This is a genomic window from Hyphomicrobium sp., from assembly GCF_035548195.1.
Classification (GTDB): Bacteria; Pseudomonadota; Alphaproteobacteria; order Rhizobiales; family Hyphomicrobiaceae; genus Hyphomicrobium_B.
This window is the reverse complement of sequence record NZ_DASZTY010000005.1, coordinates 122,390-142,769: the sequence shown is the minus strand read 5'-3', so window position 1 is coordinate 142,769 and position 20,380 is coordinate 122,390. Positions and strand designations below refer to the sequence as shown.

General features: G+C 57.1%; 18 protein-coding genes and 1 tRNA gene. 9 read left to right on the top strand and 10 right to left on the bottom strand.

All coding sequences use genetic code 11. The features are described from left to right. Nucleotides 1-61 precede the first annotated feature (61 nt). The 3 genes from VHB22_RS01020 to VHB22_RS01010 all read right to left on the bottom strand — a co-directional run bounded on the left by VHB22_RS01020 (nt 62) and on the right by VHB22_RS01010 (nt 3,152). Nucleotides 62-1,306, bottom strand: coding sequence for a lytic murein transglycosylase (locus tag VHB22_RS01020; protein WP_325455082.1), 1,245 nt, complete (start codon nt 1,304-1,306; stop codon nt 62-64). A gap of 123 nt (nt 1,307-1,429) precedes the next feature. Continuing rightward, on the bottom strand, nt 1,430-2,386 hold the full coding sequence (gene mbfA, locus VHB22_RS01015; RefSeq protein WP_325455081.1) for an iron exporter MbfA: 957 nt from the start codon (nt 2,384-2,386) through the stop codon (nt 1,430-1,432). A 199-nt stretch (nt 2,387-2,585) separates the two neighbouring features. Further along, entirely contained in the window at nt 2,586-3,152 is a 567-nt protein-coding gene (locus tag VHB22_RS01010; RefSeq protein WP_325455080.1) for a hypothetical protein, read from the bottom strand. A 174-nt stretch (nt 3,153-3,326) separates the two neighbouring features. Between VHB22_RS01010 and lepA the strand changes: the two genes are divergently transcribed. Next, nucleotides 3,327-5,129, top strand: coding sequence for a translation elongation factor 4 (gene lepA / locus VHB22_RS01005; protein ID WP_325455079.1), 1,803 nt, complete (start codon nt 3,327-3,329; stop codon nt 5,127-5,129). A gap of 18 nt (nt 5,130-5,147) precedes the next feature. Here lepA and VHB22_RS01000 read toward each other — a convergent pair whose 3' ends face one another. Continuing rightward, nucleotides 5,148-5,405: a hypothetical protein gene (locus VHB22_RS01000; protein ID WP_325455078.1), complete on the bottom strand. Its 258-nt coding sequence runs from the start codon at nt 5,403-5,405 to the stop codon at nt 5,148-5,150. A gap of 131 nt (nt 5,406-5,536) precedes the next feature. Then, nucleotides 5,537-5,992: a hypothetical protein gene (locus tag VHB22_RS00995; RefSeq protein WP_325455077.1), complete on the bottom strand. Its 456-nt coding sequence runs from the start codon at nt 5,990-5,992 to the stop codon at nt 5,537-5,539. A gap of 401 nt (nt 5,993-6,393) precedes the next feature. Between VHB22_RS00995 and VHB22_RS00990 the strand changes: the two genes are divergently transcribed. The 3 genes from VHB22_RS00990 (at nt 6,394) to infA (ending at nt 7,735) form a co-directional block, all read left to right on the top strand. Next, nucleotides 6,394-6,825 carry a YcbK family protein gene (locus VHB22_RS00990; RefSeq protein WP_325455076.1) on the top strand — a complete coding sequence of 144 codons (432 nt, stop codon included), beginning with the start codon at nt 6,394-6,396 and terminating at the stop codon, nt 6,823-6,825. 299 nt (nt 6,826-7,124) lie between these two features. Beyond that, nucleotides 7,125-7,331, top strand: a complete 207-nt coding sequence (locus tag VHB22_RS00985) for a cold-shock protein (protein WP_325455075.1) — start codon at nt 7,125-7,127, stop codon at nt 7,329-7,331. 110 nt (nt 7,332-7,441) lie between these two features. After that, nucleotides 7,442-7,735 carry a translation initiation factor IF-1 gene (infA, locus tag VHB22_RS00980; RefSeq protein ID WP_325455074.1) on the top strand — a complete coding sequence of 98 codons (294 nt, stop codon included), beginning with the start codon at nt 7,442-7,444 and terminating at the stop codon, nt 7,733-7,735. A 61-nt stretch (nt 7,736-7,796) separates the two neighbouring features. Here infA and VHB22_RS00975 read toward each other — a convergent pair whose 3' ends face one another. Then, nucleotides 7,797-9,086: an NTP/NDP exchange transporter gene (locus tag VHB22_RS00975; RefSeq protein WP_325455073.1), complete on the bottom strand. Its 1,290-nt coding sequence runs from the start codon at nt 9,084-9,086 to the stop codon at nt 7,797-7,799. A gap of 327 nt (nt 9,087-9,413) precedes the next feature. On the opposite strand from VHB22_RS00975, the gene VHB22_RS00970 reads away from it, so the two are divergent. Next, on the top strand, nt 9,414-10,793 hold the full coding sequence (locus tag VHB22_RS00970) for a polyhydroxyalkanoate depolymerase (protein ID WP_325455072.1): 1,380 nt from the start codon (nt 9,414-9,416) through the stop codon (nt 10,791-10,793). Nucleotides 10,794-10,821: 28 nt separating this feature from the next. Here the strand turns inward: VHB22_RS00970 and polA are convergent, their stop codons facing one another. Further along, entirely contained in the window at nt 10,822-13,815 is a 2,994-nt protein-coding gene (gene polA, locus VHB22_RS00965; RefSeq protein WP_325455071.1) for a DNA polymerase I, read from the bottom strand. A gap of 248 nt (nt 13,816-14,063) precedes the next feature. Between polA and VHB22_RS00960 the strand changes: the two genes are divergently transcribed. The 4 genes from VHB22_RS00960 to VHB22_RS00945 all read left to right on the top strand — a co-directional run bounded on the left by VHB22_RS00960 (nt 14,064) and on the right by VHB22_RS00945 (nt 16,993). Continuing rightward, nucleotides 14,064-14,378: a hypothetical protein gene (locus tag VHB22_RS00960; protein WP_325455070.1), complete on the top strand. Its 315-nt coding sequence runs from the start codon at nt 14,064-14,066 to the stop codon at nt 14,376-14,378. Nucleotides 14,379-14,520: 142 nt separating this feature from the next. Further along, nucleotides 14,521-14,597 (top strand) — tRNA-Arg (locus VHB22_RS00955). 604 nt (nt 14,598-15,201) lie between these two features. Beyond that, complete coding sequence (locus VHB22_RS00950) at nt 15,202-15,753, top strand: hypothetical protein (RefSeq protein WP_325455069.1); 552 nt, start codon at nt 15,202-15,204, stop codon at nt 15,751-15,753. Between the two features lie 367 nt (nt 15,754-16,120). Continuing rightward, entirely contained in the window at nt 16,121-16,993 is an 873-nt protein-coding gene (locus VHB22_RS00945; protein WP_325455068.1) for a hypothetical protein, read from the top strand. Between the two features lie 149 nt (nt 16,994-17,142). Here the strand turns inward: VHB22_RS00945 and VHB22_RS00940 are convergent, their stop codons facing one another. The 3 genes from VHB22_RS00940 to VHB22_RS00930 form a co-directional block, all read right to left on the bottom strand. Then, complete coding sequence (locus tag VHB22_RS00940; RefSeq protein WP_325455067.1) at nt 17,143-17,847, bottom strand: efflux RND transporter periplasmic adaptor subunit; 705 nt, start codon at nt 17,845-17,847, stop codon at nt 17,143-17,145. 1,100 nt (nt 17,848-18,947) lie between these two features. After that, entirely contained in the window at nt 18,948-19,664 is a 717-nt protein-coding gene (locus VHB22_RS00935) for a tetratricopeptide repeat protein (RefSeq protein WP_325455066.1), read from the bottom strand. 78 nt (nt 19,665-19,742) lie between these two features. Then, nucleotides 19,743-20,132, bottom strand: a complete 390-nt coding sequence (locus VHB22_RS00930) for a hypothetical protein (RefSeq protein ID WP_325455065.1) — start codon at nt 20,130-20,132, stop codon at nt 19,743-19,745. Nucleotides 20,133-20,380 lie beyond the last annotated feature (248 nt).

Here is a 20,380-nt window from a genome sequence, read left to right as displayed (position 1 = left end):
ATGGAGCCGAACGACATTGGTCTGGTGCCCGGTCGCTGATGCGACGGGATTCCGAACCTCGTTAATCTCTGGCTTCGCTGCGTAACGCTTTCAACAGGTCCGCCGTCGGATAGCTGTCCGCAGGCAGGCCGAGCCTGATCTGCATCTCCTTGACGGCCTTGCGCGTCCCCGCTCCGAGCTTGCCGTCTATTTCGCCGACATCAAAACCGCGGCGCTTCAGGAGCGACTGCAGCTCTTTCGTCTGCGCATATCCGAGCGAGGGCACGTCTCCGCTCGAACGGCTGAGGTTCGGCGCACCTGCCATCCGCGCAGCAAGATGCGCTGCCGTCAGGGCATAGGTCAAAGATTGGTTCCAATGCGTGTAGATGCGGAAATTCGGATAAGCGAGAAACGCCGGGCCCTTGCGCCCCATCGGCAGCAAAAGCGACGCCTGAAGGTTATCGGATGGCAGCTTCATGCCGACCCCCTCGACCCCCCACGCGATCCACTGCGACCGGGGCAATTCGATCGCGAGATCGGCCTTCTCCCACGGCAGATCTTTCGTAATGCGCACCTGATCGAGCCACGGCTCGCCGCGGCGCCAACCCATCGACGCAATGAACTTCGCCGTCGATCCGATGACGTCCGCTTTGCTATTGATGAGGTCGACGCGGCCATCGCCGTCATAGTCGACGCCGTAGTTGTAATAGTGCCGCGGCAGGAATTGAGTCTGACCAAGTTCGCCTGCCCAGGAGCCGATCATCTGGTCCGGCCGAAGGTCGCCGCGCTCGATGATCTTCATCGCCGCTTTCAGCTCTTCCCGGAACATGTCGCCCCGGCGGCAGTCCCAGGCCAGCGTCACCAAGGCTCGCAAGATCGGTAGTTTGCCCATGCCGCCACCGAAATCGCTTTCGAGGGCCCAAAACCCTGTGATGACTGGACCAGGGACACCAAATTCTTTTTCGGCACGGTCGAAGATCGATCGATAGCGTTTAAGGTAGGTTTTGCCCATGCGCTCGCGACTGTTCGTTGCAAGCTTGAAATAGAACTGCGTGAACGTCTGCGAGAAGAAGCTCTGTCTGCGATCGCGAGCAATGACGCTCATGTCCGGCGTCATTCCGCCGATGGCTTCATCGATTGTTTCAGGATGTATGCCGTCGGCAATCGCTTCTTTCTTGAAATCCGCGAACCAGACACGGAACGGAACTTTGTTCTGACATGTGCGCTTGTTGGCCGGCGGCGGAGGTGTGTTATCTGCAATCCCGGCGCTGGACGTTGCCGCAAGCATGATGATTGCAATCGGAATAAGGAAGCGACGTGCACGCATGGGAATGCCTTCGCGAGATTGAGAGAACCGGCGCTCTGCCAGTTAGACGGAATGGGTCAAGACACTATGGCCTCAGTGAGGCTATCTACGGGCATCGATCGTCCCGAGCCTGTTATGCCCCATCTACGCGCTGCCAATTAAGATACCCACAACGAATACGAGAAGCCCGCCCACGACGACTTCGAGCGCCGCGCGAAGAAATCTCGTTTCCATGAATCGCGCGCGAATCCCGGCAATGATCCAAAGCTCCACGAACACAACGGCAATCGCAATGCTGGTCGCAGTCCAAAAATTCGAAATCAGATAGGGCAGCGTGTGTCCAAGTCCGCCGAGCGCGGTCATGAGCCCCGTGACAGCACCCCGAATCCACGGATTGCCACGTCCCGAAATCTGCCCGTCATCTGCGAGCGCTTCTGCGAACGCCATCGAAATCCCGGCTCCGACTGACGCGGCCAGACCGACAAGAAACGTCTGCCAGGTGTTATGCGTCGCGAATGCAGCCGCAAAGATCGGCGCAAGCGTCGAAACCGACCCGTCGATCAATCCCGTGAGGCCGGGTTGCACATACTGGAGCACGAACGCACGGCGCGCCGCCTGCTCCTCGGCCGACCGCGCTCCCGGCGTTAGCTCAACTTCTGAGATGTGCTGCGCAATGCCTAAATGCCGGTCCTCGGCGACAATCAGATCGCCAATGAGCTTGCGGACTTCCGCATCCGAGGCGCGCGTGAGAGCCGAGCGATAGAAATTGCGCGTTTCAAGCTCGATCGCTTCGGCTTGCTGGCGCACACGATCGAGACCGAGAGGCCGCACGAACCAAATCGGCTCATGCCGAACGAATCCAGAGACGTCCTGCCGGCGGATGAGCGGGATGTGATCCCCGAATTTCTGCCGAAAAAGATCGATGAGCCAGCGCCGATGCTCGTTTTCCTCTTGCGCCATCTCTGTGAAGATTTTCGCCGTCGCCGGATAGTCGGCTCCCAAACCGGCGGCATAGTCCGCGTAAATGCGGCCGTGCTCCTCCTCCAGCGATATGGCGAGCGCCAAAATCTGCTGCTCGTTGAGATCGGCGAACTTCTTCATGGGAGGCATCCGGCGAGTGCTGTTATATTTTAGAACTATTCTAATATTTAAATCGAGCGAAAACAATCACTGTGCGCGGCACGCGCTCCGTTGCCGCAGCGATCAGGAGCTTTTCCGATTCCCTAGGAAAATTCCGAAGAAAAGGCGCCCCTTCGTTGAAGGGGCGCCAAAACCTTCGCGAATGAATGCAAATTTTCAGCTAGCGCGAGTTGCCTCGGCTGCTGCCTGACGATCCGGACTTGCCCATTGCATTTTGCTGGGCATCCATCCAGGTCGCCATCGCCTGTTGCCAACCCTTCTGCCACATCTCGGCAGCCTGCATCCAAAACTGGATAGGGTTAGCCGCTCCGGCTCCAAAATCTGGCATCGTCGGGAAGAGACCGGGACCGCCGACGGCAAAACCACCCGGCTGATTGGGCGCGCCACCGAAACCTGGGAAGTTTGGAAAATTCGGGAATTGCCCCGGTGTTCCGAGCGATTTCACTTGTTTCTCCCAGACGTCCATCACCTGATCGACCGCCTGAAGCTGAAGTTTCGATGCGTTTTGCATCTGCTTGCGGCTAAGCTCGACAAAATCTGTCGGCCAGCCAAGCGCTTTGGCGGCTTCCGACATCTTGTCGAAAACAGCATCACTGTTCTTTTCGGTCATATCGGCAAGGTCGGATCGCCAATTCGACATCGCATCGAAGGCTTGCAATACCGCCTTGCGTGCATCCTCGCCGAGTTTCTTGAATGCGGGGTTGGCCTCGAATGGGGAATTCGCCATGTCGTCTCTCCGGGGTCGCGGACGTCTCAAGGGCGTCCCTGGGTTTTTCGCACACCAGCACCGAAGTGGCCAGTTCTCTTAAGGCCGCGTGCGGCGATGCAGCCGCCGATCAAGCGGTCCCAAGAGCTTAACGGCTCTTTTGCCTGCAGGTTCCGGGTGCTATGAGCCCCGCCCATGACCGATATATCCCGTATACGAAACTTTTCGATCATCGCCCACATCGACCACGGTAAGTCGACGCTTTCCGATAGGTTGATCCAGCTCTGTGGCAACGTATCGAATAGGGAAATGAAAGCGCAAATTCTCGACTCGATGGAAATCGAGCGCGAGCGCGGAATCACGATCAAAGCCCAGACCGTCCGTCTCGACTATCGCGCCAAGGACGGAAACGTCTATCAGCTCAACCTGATGGATACACCCGGACACGTCGACTTCGCTTACGAAGTCTCGCGTTCCCTCGCAGCGTGCGAAGGCGCGATCCTCGTTGTCGATGCGAGCCAAGGCGTCGAAGCGCAAACGTTGGCCAACGTCTACCAGGCACTCGACAACGATCTCGAAATCCTCCCCGTGCTGAACAAGGTCGATCTTCCGGCCGCCGACGTCGATCGCGTCAAGCAGCAGATCGAGGACGTCATCGGCATCGACGCTTCAAATGCCATCGGTGTCTCCGCCAAGACAGGCCAGAACGTCGAGGCCGTTCTCGAAGCCATCGTCGAGCGGTTACCTCCGCCGAAAGGCGACGGCACGAAGCCGCTGAAGGCGATGCTTATCGATAGCTGGTACGATGCCTATCTCGGCGTTATCGTTCTCGTGCGCATTATCGACGGCAGCTTGAAGAAGGGTCAGCGCGTCAAGCTCATGTCGAGCGACGCGAGCTATCAAGTTGAGCGCGTCGGCATCTTCCGTCCCAAACAGGAAATGCTCGAAAAGCTCGGGCCGGGCGAGGTCGGATTCTTCACGGCTGCGATTAAGGAAGTCGCCGATACCCGCGTGGGCGATACGATAACCGACGAAAAGCACCCAACAGCCGAAATGCTTCCCGGTTTCAAACCGGCGCAACCGGTCGTCTTTTGCGGGCTGTTCCCCGTCGATGCCGCCGACTTCGAGGACCTGCGCGAAGCCATGGGCAAGCTTCGTCTCAACGACGCGAGCTTTTCATTCGAGACTGAAAGCTCGGCAGCACTCGGCTTCGGTTTCCGCTGCGGCTTTCTTGGGCTCCTGCATCTCGAAATCATCACCGAACGCCTGGAACGGGAATTCAACCTCGATCTCATCACCACCGCGCCGAGCGTCATCTACCACTTGCACATGAACGACGGCTCGATGATCGAAATGCACAATCCAGCCGACATGCCCGATGTCGTAAAAATCGACCACATCGAGGAACCCTGGATCGAAGCGACGATCCTCGTGCCCGACGATTATCTCGGCGCTGTGCTGAAACTCTGCCAGGATCGCCGCGGACGCCAGAAACAGCTCACCTATGCGGGCTCGCGCGCGATGGTGATCTATGAGTTGCCGCTCAACGAGGTCGTTTTCGATTTCTACGATCGCCTGAAAAGCGTTTCGCGGGGCTACGCCTCGTTCGATTATCACATCCAGGACTACGAGGAAGGCGATCTCGTCAAGCTCTCGATTCTTGTGAACAGCGAACCGGTCGATGCGCTCTCGATCATCGTGCATCGTTCGCGCGCCGAAAGTCGCGGCCGCTCGATGTGCGAAAAGCTAAAAGAGCTGATCCCGCCGCATCTCTTCCAGATTCCGATCCAGGCCGCAATCGGAGCCAAGGTCATCGCCCGCGAGACGATCCGCGCGCTGAGAAAGGACGTCCTCGCCAAGTGCTATGGCGGCGACATCACGCGCAAACGCAAGCTGCTCGACAAGCAGAAGGCCGGCAAGAAGAAGATGCGCGAATTCGGCAAAGTCGAAATTCCGCAGGAAGCTTTCATCAACGCCCTCAAAATGGATGACAACTGACCCGCAACCGGCTGCCGCTCAGCGATCCGCCGCCCGGTAATACCGGCGATAGAAATCCTGCCGCTCGCGGAATTCGATATCCGGCGGACGCGATGAGCCGGTGTCGCACCAGGGATTTCCGTAATAGCCATAAAAGCCGTTGATCGGCGTGCAATCGCGCTCGACGCGCGGCAAATGCCGATGCGTGTGTTTCCGCTTGTACTTGTGCGCATGCGCCGGAGAGCCAGCCATTGCCGGCAGCGACACAACGAAGACGGCTAACGCTACGATCCGCATGCAACGATATCCTTCTTACCTCTGCCCAGCGGCACAACACTGTCGCGACGCTCCTGGACAAATAGGAAAGGCCAGGTGCCATCACCAGCACCTGGCCATGCGCGAACACGACGCGATGCCGTCTCTATTGATTAAGGCAGCCGTCCGAAACTGAACAAACCGTAGAGCCACGCCATAACCGCGCCGAAGCCTGCACAGATGCAGAGAATCGGCACAATCACTTCGACATTGCCTTCGAGCAGCGGCGACGGCTGATGTTCGAGATACGGCATCACGGTAAATGCGCTGATCAGGCCCGGACCGAATAGTCCGAGGATCGCACCGCGAATGGTCATCATCCCAACGGGCTTCCATCCAAGGATCAGTCCGAAGAGGGCCCCCCAGAGACCGCCCGTTATCGCCGTTCCAACCAGCCACGGCAGTTCGACGTCGGGAAGGACAAGGCTGCGCATCGGCACCATGCTCCACGGCGCCGCGTTCCATCCCGTCCAGTAATTCACAAACAACCAGCTAATGAACTCTTGTGCTGTTACGGCTGCAATCACCCCCGCGATGAAGCCGACCACAATGCTCTTCAAGGCATTCATATCCGTTCCCCTTCTTCGGCTGTCCCCGTCGCCAAGGAAATCTTGCTAACCTGCCGCGACCAAATATTCCACGCCCCCTGTTCGATTTGCCGATTTGAGCGGGGGACCTGTTTGCGCCGGGCAACGGTCCACCTTAGCCGAGAGGCCCGCCGCCATATTCTCGCCCATCCCATCGGTTTTTCAGCGTGCGCCGCACAAAGGTCTGTCGACGTCGCCACAAGACGGGGCCACAGACTCGCTAAGACCGCGCGGCATCCGGGAAGCTGGCGCTCGCGGCTTTCCCTTTATTCTCCAAAGACGCCCATCGCGCGACGATGCGGATCGCGGATTACCGCTTCCAAGGGAAGCGGCCTGGCGCCGTTTTGGACCTTCCAACATCAACGAAACTACGGGGACTTCCCATGAGTAAGGGATCTATCGCGTTACTTACTGTTGTATTTGCAGCCATGCTGCCGACGGTCGTAGATGCGCGAACGTACCATCGCCGCTCACACTGGCGCTCTGGCGGCGGCGGCGTATCGAGCACATCAGTCACGTGTCTGACCTGGGAGGCACGTGCGCTTCTCAACCGCATCCGCGCGCGGTTCAAAAACGTCGAGATCGTCTCGACCTGCCGTCCCGGTGCCAAGATCGCAGGCACGAACTACCCGTCGCGCCATGCTTCCGGACAGGCGATCGACTTCCGCGTTCCGGGCCACAAGGGTGAGGTCGTCCGCTGGCTGATTGCCAACCATCACAACGGCGGCGTCATGACCTATAGCGACATGGACCATATCCACGTCGATATCGGCCCGCACTTTGTCGCCCTGAACCGTCCGAGCGGGCGTACCTAAGGTAGTATGGGCGAGTGTTGGCGCACTCGCCCATATGTCATCGATCCGGCATAAACGATGTGTCCGTACGCCACGAAACACCCGACATTTCAAGGCGGTTGGACCGTTTCGACAGCCCCCCGGATACCTGCGGCGATCTTGCCTTTCTCACCGGAGCAAGGCATATAGTCAGCCATCGAACACGCCTTGGCTTACTCTTCGACAGCGCTACCGCCTGCCCTAAGACGTCTCCATCGCGCGATTTGATGGCCTCCGGTTATTCCGCCGGAGGACGCATGTGTTTGCTTTGGAGGCAATTGATGTCGAACGGGACTGTGAAGTGGTTTAATGGTCAGAAGGGTTACGGTTTTATTCAGCCGGAAGAAGGTGGCAACGACGTTTTCGTGCACATCTCTGCGGTTGAGCGCGCCGGCCTTCAGTCGCTCCGCGAAGGCCAGAAAATTGCTTTCGAAACCGAGCGCGGACGTAACGGCAAGATCGCTGCCGTGAACCTGCGTCCGCTCTAAGGTTTTCGAGACCACTCCACTCGCGCGGGGAGCAGCTCGTCTGCTCCCCGCTTTTCATATCGGACACTTGTCCGAAAACACACACGGAAAAACAAACGTTCGGAGATCGAATGGCGAAAGAAGAAATGCTCGAATTCGAGGGCGTCGTAGACGAAGTCCTCCCCGACGCACGTTGCCGGGTAAAGCTCGACAATGGGCACGAAGTAATTGCGTATACCTCGGGGCGCATGAAGAAGAACCGCATCAGAATTCTTGCAGGCGACCGCGTCACCGTCGAAATGACGCCTTACGATCTGACGAAGGGCCGTATCAACTTCCGTCACAAAGAAAGCCGTCCCGGCCAAAGCGGTGACTTCTCTCCGGGCTCGCGTCCGGGTGGCCCACCCCGTCGCGGCGGACGCTGACCAGAGCTTTTTTGAGCGCGGTGCGTAGCCGGGCAGTCCAACGCGACAGCCTGAAATCATATTACGCAGCCGCCGCAGCTCGCTGCTGATGCTCGGCACCAAGACGCCGGGCTACAAAGATCCAGACGAGAACCAACGGCGCGGCGACGACTCCCATTGTGCTTGCCGCAAATCCGAGGCCGCCGCCGAGACTGGAATAGAGCCATCCCGACGTCGCGTCGCCGCCGCGGAATACGACGGTGTCGATGAAGTTTTGCACTTTGTACTTCTCGCTCGGCGTGGCGAGCGTGTAGATGACTTTGATCGCTGGATTTGCAAGCGAGAATGACGTGATGCGTTCCGCAACCATCACGGCTGCGACGACCCAGAGCGCAGCGTCGAAGCTTAAAAGAAAGACGCCGGCTGCGGCCGTGACCGGCAGCGCCAAGAGCGCAGCTGTTACGCCGAAACGACGGAGAATCCGCGCCGTCCCGAAAACCTCGATCAGGAACGTCGCCACGCTCACGGCGAAATCACGACCGGAGAAAAATTCCACCCGCTCGGCGCTGTTCGTGATTGTCGCCGCAACGAGACGGGCTTGCTCAAGGTAGAAGAACGTGCCGACGACGTTCGCCAGAAAAACGAAAAGCGCAATCTTCGCGAACAGAGGTGTCGTGAAAACTTTCAGCGCACCGTCCAGAATGCCGCCGCCCGCCGCATCGGTTTCCGGTCCCCCGCCTCCGGTGCGCAGCCTTCGGACGACGAGGCCCGCCGACATTGCAACAACGAGCAGTAGAGCTGAGACCAGCAAAAGATCGATCGGAGCGAAAAGCCTGACGAGGCCTTGTGTCAGCAATGGCCCTGTCAAGGCTCCCGCCGTTCCACCCGCCGAGATGAAGCCATAAAGACGTTTTGCTTCTTCGTGCGACCAGAGCTCCGACATCAGGCTCCAGAACAACGACACGACGAAGAGATTGAAGACGCTCGCCCAGACGAAGAACGTTCCGGCGACCGGCATGCTCCTGTCTCCGGATTTCATGACCAGCCAGAATCCGGCGAGGTTGAGCGCAAAGAAAATGTAGATCGCCGGTAAGACGAGCCGTCGCGGAAAGCGCGCGGCAACAAAGCCAAACAATGGCACTAGGACGATCATCACAGCAAAGACCACCGTGAAGAGCTGATGCAAAGCATCCTTGCCGAGCGTCACCCCGATGTCGTCGCGTACCGGTCGAACGATGTAGTACGCCGACAGCAGCGCGAAAAACATCGCGAACGAAGCGATCAGCGCTCCGATCTCATGCGGCTCGACGTTGACAAACCGTCGCAATCCACGGTCCGAGGGCGGTGGCGACGCGTTTTCGTGCGTTGTCATGTCGGGGAATCCGGTACGGGATTTGCAATGGAGCTTTCGAGAAAGCCAGAGAAGGGTTGCAAAAAACGCTTGGCTACAACGAACCGGATGCGGCACTCAAGCGTTGCAGATCATCGTTCATATGACGCAGCGCAGCGGAGACACGAGTTTCGAACGGAACTGTACCTTTCGTGCATGCGTGCTCCTTCTCATTAGGTAAGCACACGATTTCTGGATTGTGGCAGAATTTAATCGTTCTATACTAATGCAATGCAGCAACAACATGCTGCTTTGCGATCTGGAGACCGAAGCCGAAAAGCGGCGCAAAAACAAAAGGTTCGGAGAGATATGAACTATTACGCCTATGAAATGGCCCACGCGTTCATGTCGCCTGTCCGATTCGGTGTTCAAGCTCTGCGTCACACGCTCGGTTGGCCGTTAAACCCCATGGCTTACACGGCCGCGGGCAAAAATATGATCGCAGCGTGTGAAGTCTTCGAAAATATTACGCGACGCTACGGTAAGCCCGAATTCGGCATCGACAGCATTTCCCTCGCCGGATTGAAGGTCCCGGTTCAAGAGGAAGTCGTCCTGACGAAGCCCTTTTGTAACCTCATCCATTTCGCGCGGGACGAGGCTAAAATCGGAAAGCGGCACGACCCGAAGGTGCTGATTGTGGCGCCGATGTCCGGCCACTACGCGACGCTCTTGCGTGGCACAGTCGAAGCCATGCTCCCTGAGCATGACGTTTACGTCACCGATTGGGCCGATGCGCGCGACGTCCCCATCGCCGCCGGCCGCTTCGATTTCGATGATTTCGTCGATTATCTTGTCGATTTCATCCGTTTCATCGGAACGAACACGCACGTTATGGCGGTTTGCCAGCCCGCTGTCCCCGCTCTCGTTGCAACAGCATTGATGGCAGCGCGGGGCGACGACACGCAACCAGCCTCACTCGTTCTGATGGGCGGCCCGATTGATACTCGGCGCAATCCGACGAAGGTCAACGATCTCGCCGCGGAAAAATCGATCGCCTGGTTCGAGCAGAACGTAATTTCGACCGTCCCGTTTCCGCATCCGGGTTTCATGCGGCCTGTCTATCCCGGCTTCATGCAGTTGACGGGGTTCATGACAATGAACCTTGAGCGGCATATGAATGCTCACGTCGAGCTCTTCAATAATCTCGTGAAGGGCGACTGCGATAGCGTCAAACAGCACCAGACATTCTACGAAGAATATCTGTCGGTCATGGATCTGACCGCGGAGTTCTACCTACAGACGGTGCAAGTCGTCTTTCAGGATCATCTGCTACCAAACAAAAAACTTATCCATCGCAATGAACTCGTGGATTGCTCGAAGATCACCAATACCGCGCTGATGACGGTTGAAGGCGAGCGCGACGATATCTGCGGGCTTGGTCAGACGGAAGCCGCGCACGATCTCTGCACATCGATTCCGAGCGACGAGAAAGTGCACTACGTCCAAAGCGGCGTTGGCCATTACGGCGTTTTCAACGGCACACGCTGGCGCACGGAAATTCAGCCCCGCATTCGCGAGTTCATCCGCTCAATCAATTACAAGCGGCTCACCGGCGGTGAAGGAACGCGCATTCCCCGCCCCTATCGCGCATTTAGCGATACGCCGGATATCGCGCCCGATTGGCGCAAGACGTCATCTTCCCTCGAAAGCGCCAACGGCAAACATCCCACATCTGTGCCAGGGGAATAGCGCTTCACGGCAAGTCCCGGAGACCGGACTAATGTGCCTCGTCCCAGTTGTCGGCGGCCTTCGCATCGACATGGATGGGCACGGAAAGCCTCACCGCTGGCTCTGCAGCAGTCTCCATCACCTTGCAGGCCGTCTTGATTAGCGCCGTCGCCTCGTCATTCGCGACCTCGAACACAAGCTCGTCGTGAACCTGCAATAGCATACGCGCCGACGACAGCTTTGCCTCAGCCAGCGCTTCCGGCATGCGGATCATCGCCCGGCGGATGATATCGGCAGCCGATCCCTGAATGGGCGCGTTGATTGCTGCTCGTTCAAGAAACCCGCGCATCGACGGATTCTTCGTGTTGATCTCAGGATAATGAATGCGCCGTCCGAAGATCGTCTCGACGTGTCCATGCGCGTGCGCCTGTTTCTTGGTCGCATCCATGTAGTCGCGAATGCCAGGAAAACGCTGGAAGTACGTCTTGATATAGTCGCCGGCTTCCTCGCGGCTGATGCCAAGCTGGTTCGCGAGTCCAAAAGCCGAGATTCCATAGATAATTCCGAAGTTGATCGCCTTGGCGCGCCGCCGAATTTCACCTGGCATGTCCTTCACGGGCACGCCAAACATCTCCGACGCCGTCATTGCGTGAATGTCGAGACCTTCCGCGAATGCTTTTTTGAGTTGGGAAATATCGGCCACATGCGCGAGCACACGCAGTTCAATCTGCGAATAGTCGGCGGAAACCAACTTCATGCCGTTGCCCGCAATGAATGCCGTTCGGATTTCCCGCCCTTCTTTTGTCCGTATGGGGATATTTTGCAGATTGGGATCTGACGATGCGAGACGACCCGTCGTTGTCGCGCCCAGCGCGTAGCTCGTGTGAATGCGGCCGGTCTCGGCATTGACGTACACAGGCAACGCGTCCGTATACGTCGACTTCAGCTTCGTCATCTGCCGCCATTCGAGCATCGTATTGATCAGGCGGCGTGCATCTCCGTGAATGTCTTCATTCGCCGCAAGCTCGTCCAGGAGGTTGGCGCGGGTTTCCCATTGGCCGCTCTTGGTCTTCTTGCCGCCCGGCAATTTCAGCCTGTCGAATAGAAGCTCACCGAGTTGCTTCGGCGATCCGAGATTGAATTTATGGCCGACGAGGCCGTTGATCTCTTCTTCGAGCCGCACAGTACGTTGTGCAAATGCGCTCGAAAGGCGCGAAAGTATATCCTTGTCGACCTTGATGCCCGCGTGCTCCATCGCAACAATCACGGGCACGAGAGGCCGTTCGAGCGTTTCGTAGACGGTTGTCATGCGCTCGGCCGCGAGCCGCGGCTTCAGTGCCATCCAGAGCCGCATCGTTACGTCGGCATCTTCCGCCGCATATTCCGTCGCTTTGTCGAGCGGCATTGCGGCAAACGTCTTATCCGACTTCTTCGCCCCGGGCGCGTGCCCCATGGCCTGCGCAAATGTCATGCAAGTGTGACCGAGGTGACGTTCGGCGAGCGCATCCATTCCGTGCTGGCCGCGCCCGCCATCAAGTGCGTAGGACAGCAGCATCGTATCGTCGAACGGCGCAACCTCGATGCCGCGCCGTTTCATCACTAGCATGTCGTATTTGATATTCTGGCCGATCTTCAGGATCGCCGGATCTTGAAGGAGCGGCCGCAACAGCTCTAGCGCCTCCCCGGCGTCAAGTTGCTGTGGACGATTGTCCGCACCCCCAAACAGATCGCCGCTCGGGCCTGTATGGCCAAGCGGAACGTAGCAAGCCTCTCCCGGCGCGACCGCAAGCGATAGTCCGACAAGCTCCGCTTCGACCGCGCTGAGATCTGTCGTTTCGGTATCGAACGCAACGCGCCCTGCTTCGCGCGCCCGACGAATCCAATCTTCAAGCCGTGCCCGCGTCGTAACCGTTTCGTATTTCGTACGGTCGATAGCTTGCGCCCGCGCGATTGCAGAACCTGACGCGACCGCGGCCGCGGGGGAAGCGTCTTCGGGCGCGCCTTCCTCCAAAGCTTCGAGATCGCTTGCCTTCGCCGTCGATCTGACCGAAACACCGACCGAAACTGCAAGCGGTGGCGGCGCTTCTGCGCCCAGCCCCTCCGCGATGCGCTTTGTCAACGTATTGAATTCCATCGCGCGTAAAAAACCGAGGAGCGCATCGACCTCCGGATCGCGAACGCCGAGAGATTCGATCGTCTCGTTGAGCGCAACATCATCCTTGAGCAGCACGAGATTACGCGATATCCGCGCCTGCTCGGCAAATTCGATGAGCTTTTCGCGGCGCTTGGGCTGCTTGATCTCACCCGCGCGCGCCAACAGCGTTTCGAGATCACCATAAGCCGTGATCAATTCGGCTGCCGTCTTGATGCCAATGCCGGGGACACCCGGAACATTATCGATGGAGTCGCCCGCCAGCGCTTGTACATCGATGACCTTCTCCGGCGGCACGCCGAATTTTTCAATCACCTCGTCGCGGCCGATACGCTTCGCTTTCATGCCGTCGAACATCGTGACGCCGGGACGGACGAGCTGCATCAAATCCTTGTCCGAGGAGACGATCGTCACGTCGCCGCCAGCGTTCACCGCGAGCTTAGCGTACGTCGCGATGATGTCATCCGCTTCATATCGCTCGAGCTCGACGCACGCGACGTTGAACGCCCGAACTGCATCGCGAATGAGCGGAAACTGCGGCAGCAGCTCTTCCGGCGGCGGCGGGCGCTGCGCCTTGTACTTCGGATAAATATCGTTACGAAACGTATCCCGACCGGCGTCGAAGATAACGCCGATATGCGTCGGTGCCTCGGACGCCTTCGTCTCGCGCAGGAGCTTCCACAACATTTGGCAAAAGCCATGGACGGCACCGACCGGCAAGCCGTCCGAAGGCCTCGTCAACGGCGGTAGCGCATGAAATGCTCGGAAGATATAGCCCGAGCCGTCTATCAGATAGACGTGGCTTCCCTTGGCGACCGGAACGATGCCCGTCGTGGAGACGGGCGCGCGCTCGGATTGCGCTTTCGGCTGGATTTTTGCTCTATTCGTCATGGCGCCGCACTATAGGGCGATCGACGGTCCTGGCCAGCCGTCTTGAACACCGTCCGGATGTTTCCTCGCCGCAGAACCGTTCAAAATACCGGCCGAAATCCAACACTATCGAATCATTCCGCTCCCTAGCCAACCGCTCCGTTGACAGCCCGCGATGCCCATGGCTGATCTGCCTCTGGGGTCTGTTTATCTAATGTCCGTTGTCGATTGCGGTTACGCCGTTCGACGCTTTCGGAGGGAAAATTGTTATGCACAAGCCGGCAAAATTTGCAGCTGCTCTCGTCGCCTTATCCGCGGTTGCGGGACTAACATCGGTTGACGCCAATGCTTTGCCACGATGCCGCGCCGCCGTTGAAGGCGTTGCCACCGCGACCGGAATTCTTGGCACCGGATCCGAGAAGGCCCGCATTGCCGCCCGTCAGCATTGGAAGGCAACAGTGCGGCACCTCTATGGTCCACGCTATGCAAACTTCTGGACCGCGCGCGATAAGCAGTGGGATTGCAAGAAGGGAGCAATCCTCCTTGCGAAATGCGTCGTTGTCGCCCGCCCCTGCCGCTACTGAGCGCATGGTTCGCCAAAATGGTACCGCAGAGCCCAGGAACTCCGGGTGAGGCTCGGCGCCTCACCCCCGGGGAGCTGCCTTCCTCAGGCCGCCGAGGCATTTGCTAGGGCGCGCCGAATGAGCTATCAGTCTCGCCTTCTACGCACCCGTAGCTCAGCTGGATAGAGTGTCGCCCTCCGAAGGCGAAGGTCACAGGTTCGAATCCTGTCGGGTGCGCCAACTCCGCTTTCTGCCAAATTTACCAGCAAAAATGACGTTTCCGTATGCAGCCGGTACCTACCAACGGTATCTCCGGTACCTAACTCATTCCGACTTTTCAGTGAGTAGTCAAGCCGTCGCTGAGAAGACGCATTACAAGTTCTAGGCACGCAGGTCCTGTGTAGCGACGTCGGACGTTTCACGCGTCGCACGCAGTAGGTCCCACGACGCCACATAAGCTTGATGCCAATCGAAAACTCGCTTCGGAGAGGTATCAAACCGTTCGGTGCCTAGCGCCCCTCTATCCAAACGCCTGCTGAATCGAGTGCCGAGTGGATAAGGCCATGGGATACTGAAAGTCCGGCGCGAAGTGACGCATCAAGGACGGAAGATTTTGTCGAAACCTACATCAGCGGCTTCAATGCTTACAGCTACGCTGCGGAGACTGACGATACTAGCCTGCGATCTGTAACTTATCCGCCGCTGGTTTCAACGATACCAAACATTCCAAGTTCAATTTGTGGATGAAAGAACCAAGCGAGTAGATTTTTAATTTGCGCGGAAACAAACCTATCCGTGAGGTGCGCAAGAATAAGCAGTCGGCCAAGTGCAGGATCACACAGATATGGAGAATTTTATTTTCAGGACGATTGCGCCCCTGGTTGTTCTTTTGGCAATCACTGGCTTCGCAGACGCAAACGAAGCTCTCATCTTGGACAACGAGACGAGCGTGTGGAATGAAAGCCTTGCCTGTATAGAACCAGAGATGTGGAGCGAGACGAACAGAGATCTCATCAAAAAGCTCGGCTGCGATCGCATAAAAAATTGCCCAGAAATGATGTCTAAGTTGAGTGGCTGTTCGATGGGCTCGGTCGAAGTGATGGAGTTTGAAGTCGGACTAATGACCGAACTTGCGGCACGGAAAGAATGTGCGGGTATCACTGTTGCAAGATACAGAGGTACAGAGCACCCAAGTCCCACTGATACGCTGTTGGATTCCCCACATTGGTCGCTGCGGCTCACATTTGCCCCAGGGAAAAATACGCAAAAGTGGGAAATGGTCCGGTACGAGAACGGCAAAGAAGTCGGCAACTTTGAAGGCCAAGACGATCCGCTGTCTATGGCTCCTCGTCTCTGTGCGATAATCAAAGGCAAAGGGGCAAGGATACTGCAATGATTTCTGCCAGATTATATGGCGCTCGGTGCAGAAGATAAGGTGCGCTTGCCAGACAATCGATCCAAACTCGCGGGCGTTTGTCTTTCGCTTATCGCTATGCGCGGCAGCCATGTTTCTATGACGAGTTCGCGCGATCCGAATTCTCAAACAAAACTGCATGAAAGCTCACGCAGCTTCGCCTCACGTTCGGGGCTACCATTGCGCGTTAGCTTTCAGAGAGAAGCGGCGGTTTAATAGCGTCTCGCTGTCTCCTCCTGGCGCCTTTTCAAGCCCCAACTGCAATTATTGGTAACTATCTGTCGTCCTTCTGTCGTTCAACTGCAGCGTTCGATACGCTATAGTTTCGCTATCGAACTGGAGGGCACGCATGACCGAGCAAAAGAAGACCAAAGGCGTTTTGCCCGACGGCAACGCGATCAAGCAGCTCCGTAAGAAGCTGGGCAAAACACAAAAAGGATTGATCCAAGGGACCACCATCGAACTCAGGACATACCAGCGGGCCGAACAAGGTGTTCGCATTCTCCCAGAAGTACTCGGACAGATCGCCGTTGTGCTACGCGCAGACCCCGTCGCTCTGCGTGCAAATAAGAATGAGGTCTCAAATGGTTCGGCGGTGTTTCGGCTGCAGTCGATCAGCAACGCTGGCGGCAATCAGCTCGTGAAAGAACTGCAGACCTCGTGGACTGATAAGATTGACTACAACTTCAAGATCAACCCGAGCGGCGCGGTTGCTGAAGAGGTCGCAGAGCTCGTCGACTATTGTCAGGAGTTAGAAATCACTGCTCACAGTAACCGCAAACCCCTGTCTCCTGCGAACAAGATTAGAGCGATAGGAAAGTTGAACGATTTGATTAGTAACCTAGCGGCGAAAGGCGTTTTCGCCTACGTCGGCAGCTACAATGAATGGGACACCAAACGTCAAGCTGTGGGTGAAATGATTTGGGAAGAAAGCGGAGAGCCGATAGAAGCGCGCACCCCCAGCATAAGAAAAAGAATAAGAGTCGTTTTTGCGCACGAAGATACAGACCTAATAACTGGCACTTATTCGACTTGGTCAACGCGTGAGTCTGCGTATGAGCGTGCGATCGCGAAGAATTTGGAATTGGGTATTCATCCAGATTGGCTTCAAGAACACTGGGTGTTTGATGATGATTTCATCGAAGAATATCGAGCGGCCTTCGAGCGGCAGAACTCACCTCAGGCATCCGTGCCGCAACTAGTGAAACCACTACAGTCGTAAGTACGACAGGATACGGCGAAACGCATGGCAGGAAACTGGCTTAATCTTGTGGGGCTTGTCTACGACATAGCCGGTGCAGCGATGCTTGGTAAAGCAGTGGTATTCAACTCCAAAGAAAAAATCGCACAGCAAGTTGCGACTGCCTGGAACTATAACAAGCACCTAATTCGGATGGCGCACCCGACAGGAGGGAGCGCCGACCTGATCAAAAGCCACAAAAACCAAGCATTACAGGCATTTCCAGGGTCGCTGGAGAGACCGGCGCCGGAACTCAGGTCGGCCAAAGTAAGGTTGGCTTCGAGGCGGTGGCGCTGGTAAAGAGTATCCTGCAGGCGGAAATTGACGATCGCCGCGATGTACTCGCTTTTTGCATCGGCGACCTCGCGGCTGTCGAGGATGGCAATAACTTCGCCAGGAGATACCGGATCGCCCAGTCGCTTCTTTAGTTCGGCAACAGTCCCTACGACTTTTGAGGGAACACGAGCAACACGGTTACGATCGGGAATAATTGTCCCGGGCACGCGAAGTCGATTTCTGATTGCGCCCGGCGCTGCGGGTTTAATCTCAATATTGGCAGCGCCGATCTGTTCGGCGTCCATCGGAACGACGCCTTCTTCTTCGCCGCCGTCCTTTTCATGTGAATGGACATTGCCGTTCTTTGTCTCGGCCGCTCCTTCCACATCGCCGGCCTGGTGATGCTCCACATGAGTGTGGGAGTCATGACCGTGACCTTGAGGCGCCGGCGAAGTGGATTCCGCGACATGCAAATACGCGCCGATGTCTTGCAATATCGAAGTCATATTGGTTGTCGCCGCCAAGGCGATACCGAGAAGAATGCCGACACCAATACCCACTGGCAAATAAACGTGTCTCATGCTGTTCATCCAAACTGTTAGCCCTGTTGGCGGCACTGCGACGACGGTGAGGCCGTCTCAGCAGCCTCACTCTCACCTCGCCAACGCCTGTTAGCTTTGGAAACCGCCAGTTATCCCGGCTGATGATCGTGTGTGTTCGCGCAGCGCGCCGGATCTCCGTGGCATGGAGTTTCTTTGCGCAAGTCGTGCCGACGCGATCGGTCTGAGAACGGAGGCGAGACAATCGGGAGCTGGCCATTTTTGTGGCAATAAGTCTTCTTCGGTAGATTATGACAGTGCCGATAGGCGCGTGCGTCGGCTAACACAAAACCTTGTTGCGCCAATCCTGCTGGCGCAGACGAGACAAGTATCAACCCCGCGGTGGCGGCAAAGGTGAGACGCAGACTTGCTCTATTTGTTTCGATATTCCGCATTGGATTTTCCTCACTTGATATCAGCCCACGCTCCGCCTCACGTGCGCAGTGTTTGCGCAAACCGTGCGGTCAAGCCTCGTCACGCGTTGGACGCGACGTTGCGTAGGTTGTTTGATTGGCGAATACAGAAGTGCGCGTCGCCTGGACGCTTGTTGGCGCGGCGACGGAGCTCCGTTGAGCGCTAATTCAGCATCACAGTCGTTCGAAGGACGGCCAGCGCAGGGTCTGGAACGGCCGCGGATTTAAACACATACGATAGGAAATGCCGCTCGGGGAAACGGGCACACCAGCAAGGTTCAGATCCGGGGTCTGCGAAAGATACATACCGAAGACGAGGTGCTTTAAGCGTCGCTGCGGACGAAGGCGGGCAAACGGTTTCCGAAAAAATCAAGCGATCGACGCAATCCGGCCCGCTTGTACCAATCGCTTCGCCAACAACAGATGCTTCCTGGAAAGTCCATATGCGCTGCTGCCAGTGATTAGTTTTTGCAACGTGCGTCCACTCGATTGCACGATGGCCATTGTGGCCAAAACAATCGCGCAGAAATCCGGACACCGCGGCGGTCAGAACCAGGACAACAAGCATCGCCTGCGCGATGTTGCGGCCAGATCGCGTGAAACGGATTCTAGCGTCGTGCGCGTCTCCTTGGTGATAAGGTCTCGAGTTCATTCGTCGAGCGCTCCAAGGGCGCTTCGGGCGCCAGAGTTATTGGGATCGAGCCTTAGCGCGCGCTCAAAATCCATCTTCGCGAATCCGGGTTGGTTCAATCTGAGATAGAGATGACCTCGCGCTGCAAAGGCTCCTGCTCGGCTGGAATCAAGCTCCAGAACCCTTGAGAAATCCGCAACCGCGCGATTGAGTTGCCCCGATTGCGCATACAGCCTCCCCCTGAGGAAAGGGATAGTCGGATCATAGGGACGTAGCTTTTCCGCCGCATTCAGATCGCTGCGAGCTTCCTCGGTGCGATTCTGGGACATGTACAAGCGTGCGCGGTTCACCAACGCCACCGGCAACTGTGGATCGAGAGACAGAGCCTCGTCAAAGTCCTTCAGCGCACCGCTATCGTCACCGGCCTTTTTGCGCGCAAGTCCACGATTAAAAAAAACACGCGCATCGCGAGGCTTGAGACGCGCCAGCTCCGAATAAGCTACGATTGCGGAAGAATAGTCAGCGGAAGCGAATGCGCTCTTACCTCGTTCAGCCCAAAGTTGGGCCTGTTGATCGCGATGACGATCGTTTTCGCTGGGATATGATCCTCGTGCCTGCGCAAGCGTAGGCACCATATTCACAACCGCTACAGCGGTCGCAATTATTCCAGCCAGTCGAAAACTTCGGCACGCAACTACGCCGTCGACGCGCGGCGTCACGGAGTGGCCTTCCATTCCGCTTCTCCATCGGATTGCTAAGAAATAGGCGAAAGATTCACGATCGACGCTGAGCGTGATCGAGCTTTCCAAGCTCTAAATCAGCAGAACGATGGTCCTGAGATCGCTAAGGCTGGACCGTATGACGGGTCTGTTGACCCGCAAAATTCCCCTGCCGTCGGCAAAGACGAAAGGAGGGAGCAATGACGCGGGAGCCGCCGAGAAAGCGGGACCGTCATTGTTCAAAATCGGAAGTCCGGTGGGTTGCTTTAAACGGACCTGCTCGACAAGAATTCCCCGGTCGAGCCGAAAATCAGTACACCCTGAACCAAAAGCATCATCGGATGAATCAGAAACGGCGCCATGTGGTTCCGAACTGTCGTGGTGGGCCGTGTAGAGGCCGCCCAATTCGACGGCTGTGCCGTGCGCTTCGCTGACACAGACGATAACAGGCAATCCCGCGACGGCCATCACCGTCAGGAGCATAAAAGTTATCGCAGACCTGAGATGTCTACTCAGCATAGTCTCATTTAAACCGATTTGCGCACTCTTTGGCTAGATGGCTTCTGTCAGTTGAAATTGCTAGCCCCTAAGCTTGGCCGCAAAACCACAGCGCTCGGTCTCATCGTCCCCCAAAATTATGGCGGGAGTATTTCGCAAGCTTGCAGCGGCTACCGGACTTGCAGCACGAAAAGATCGAGAATCGGGACCTCGCTTAACGCCGTTAAGTTCGA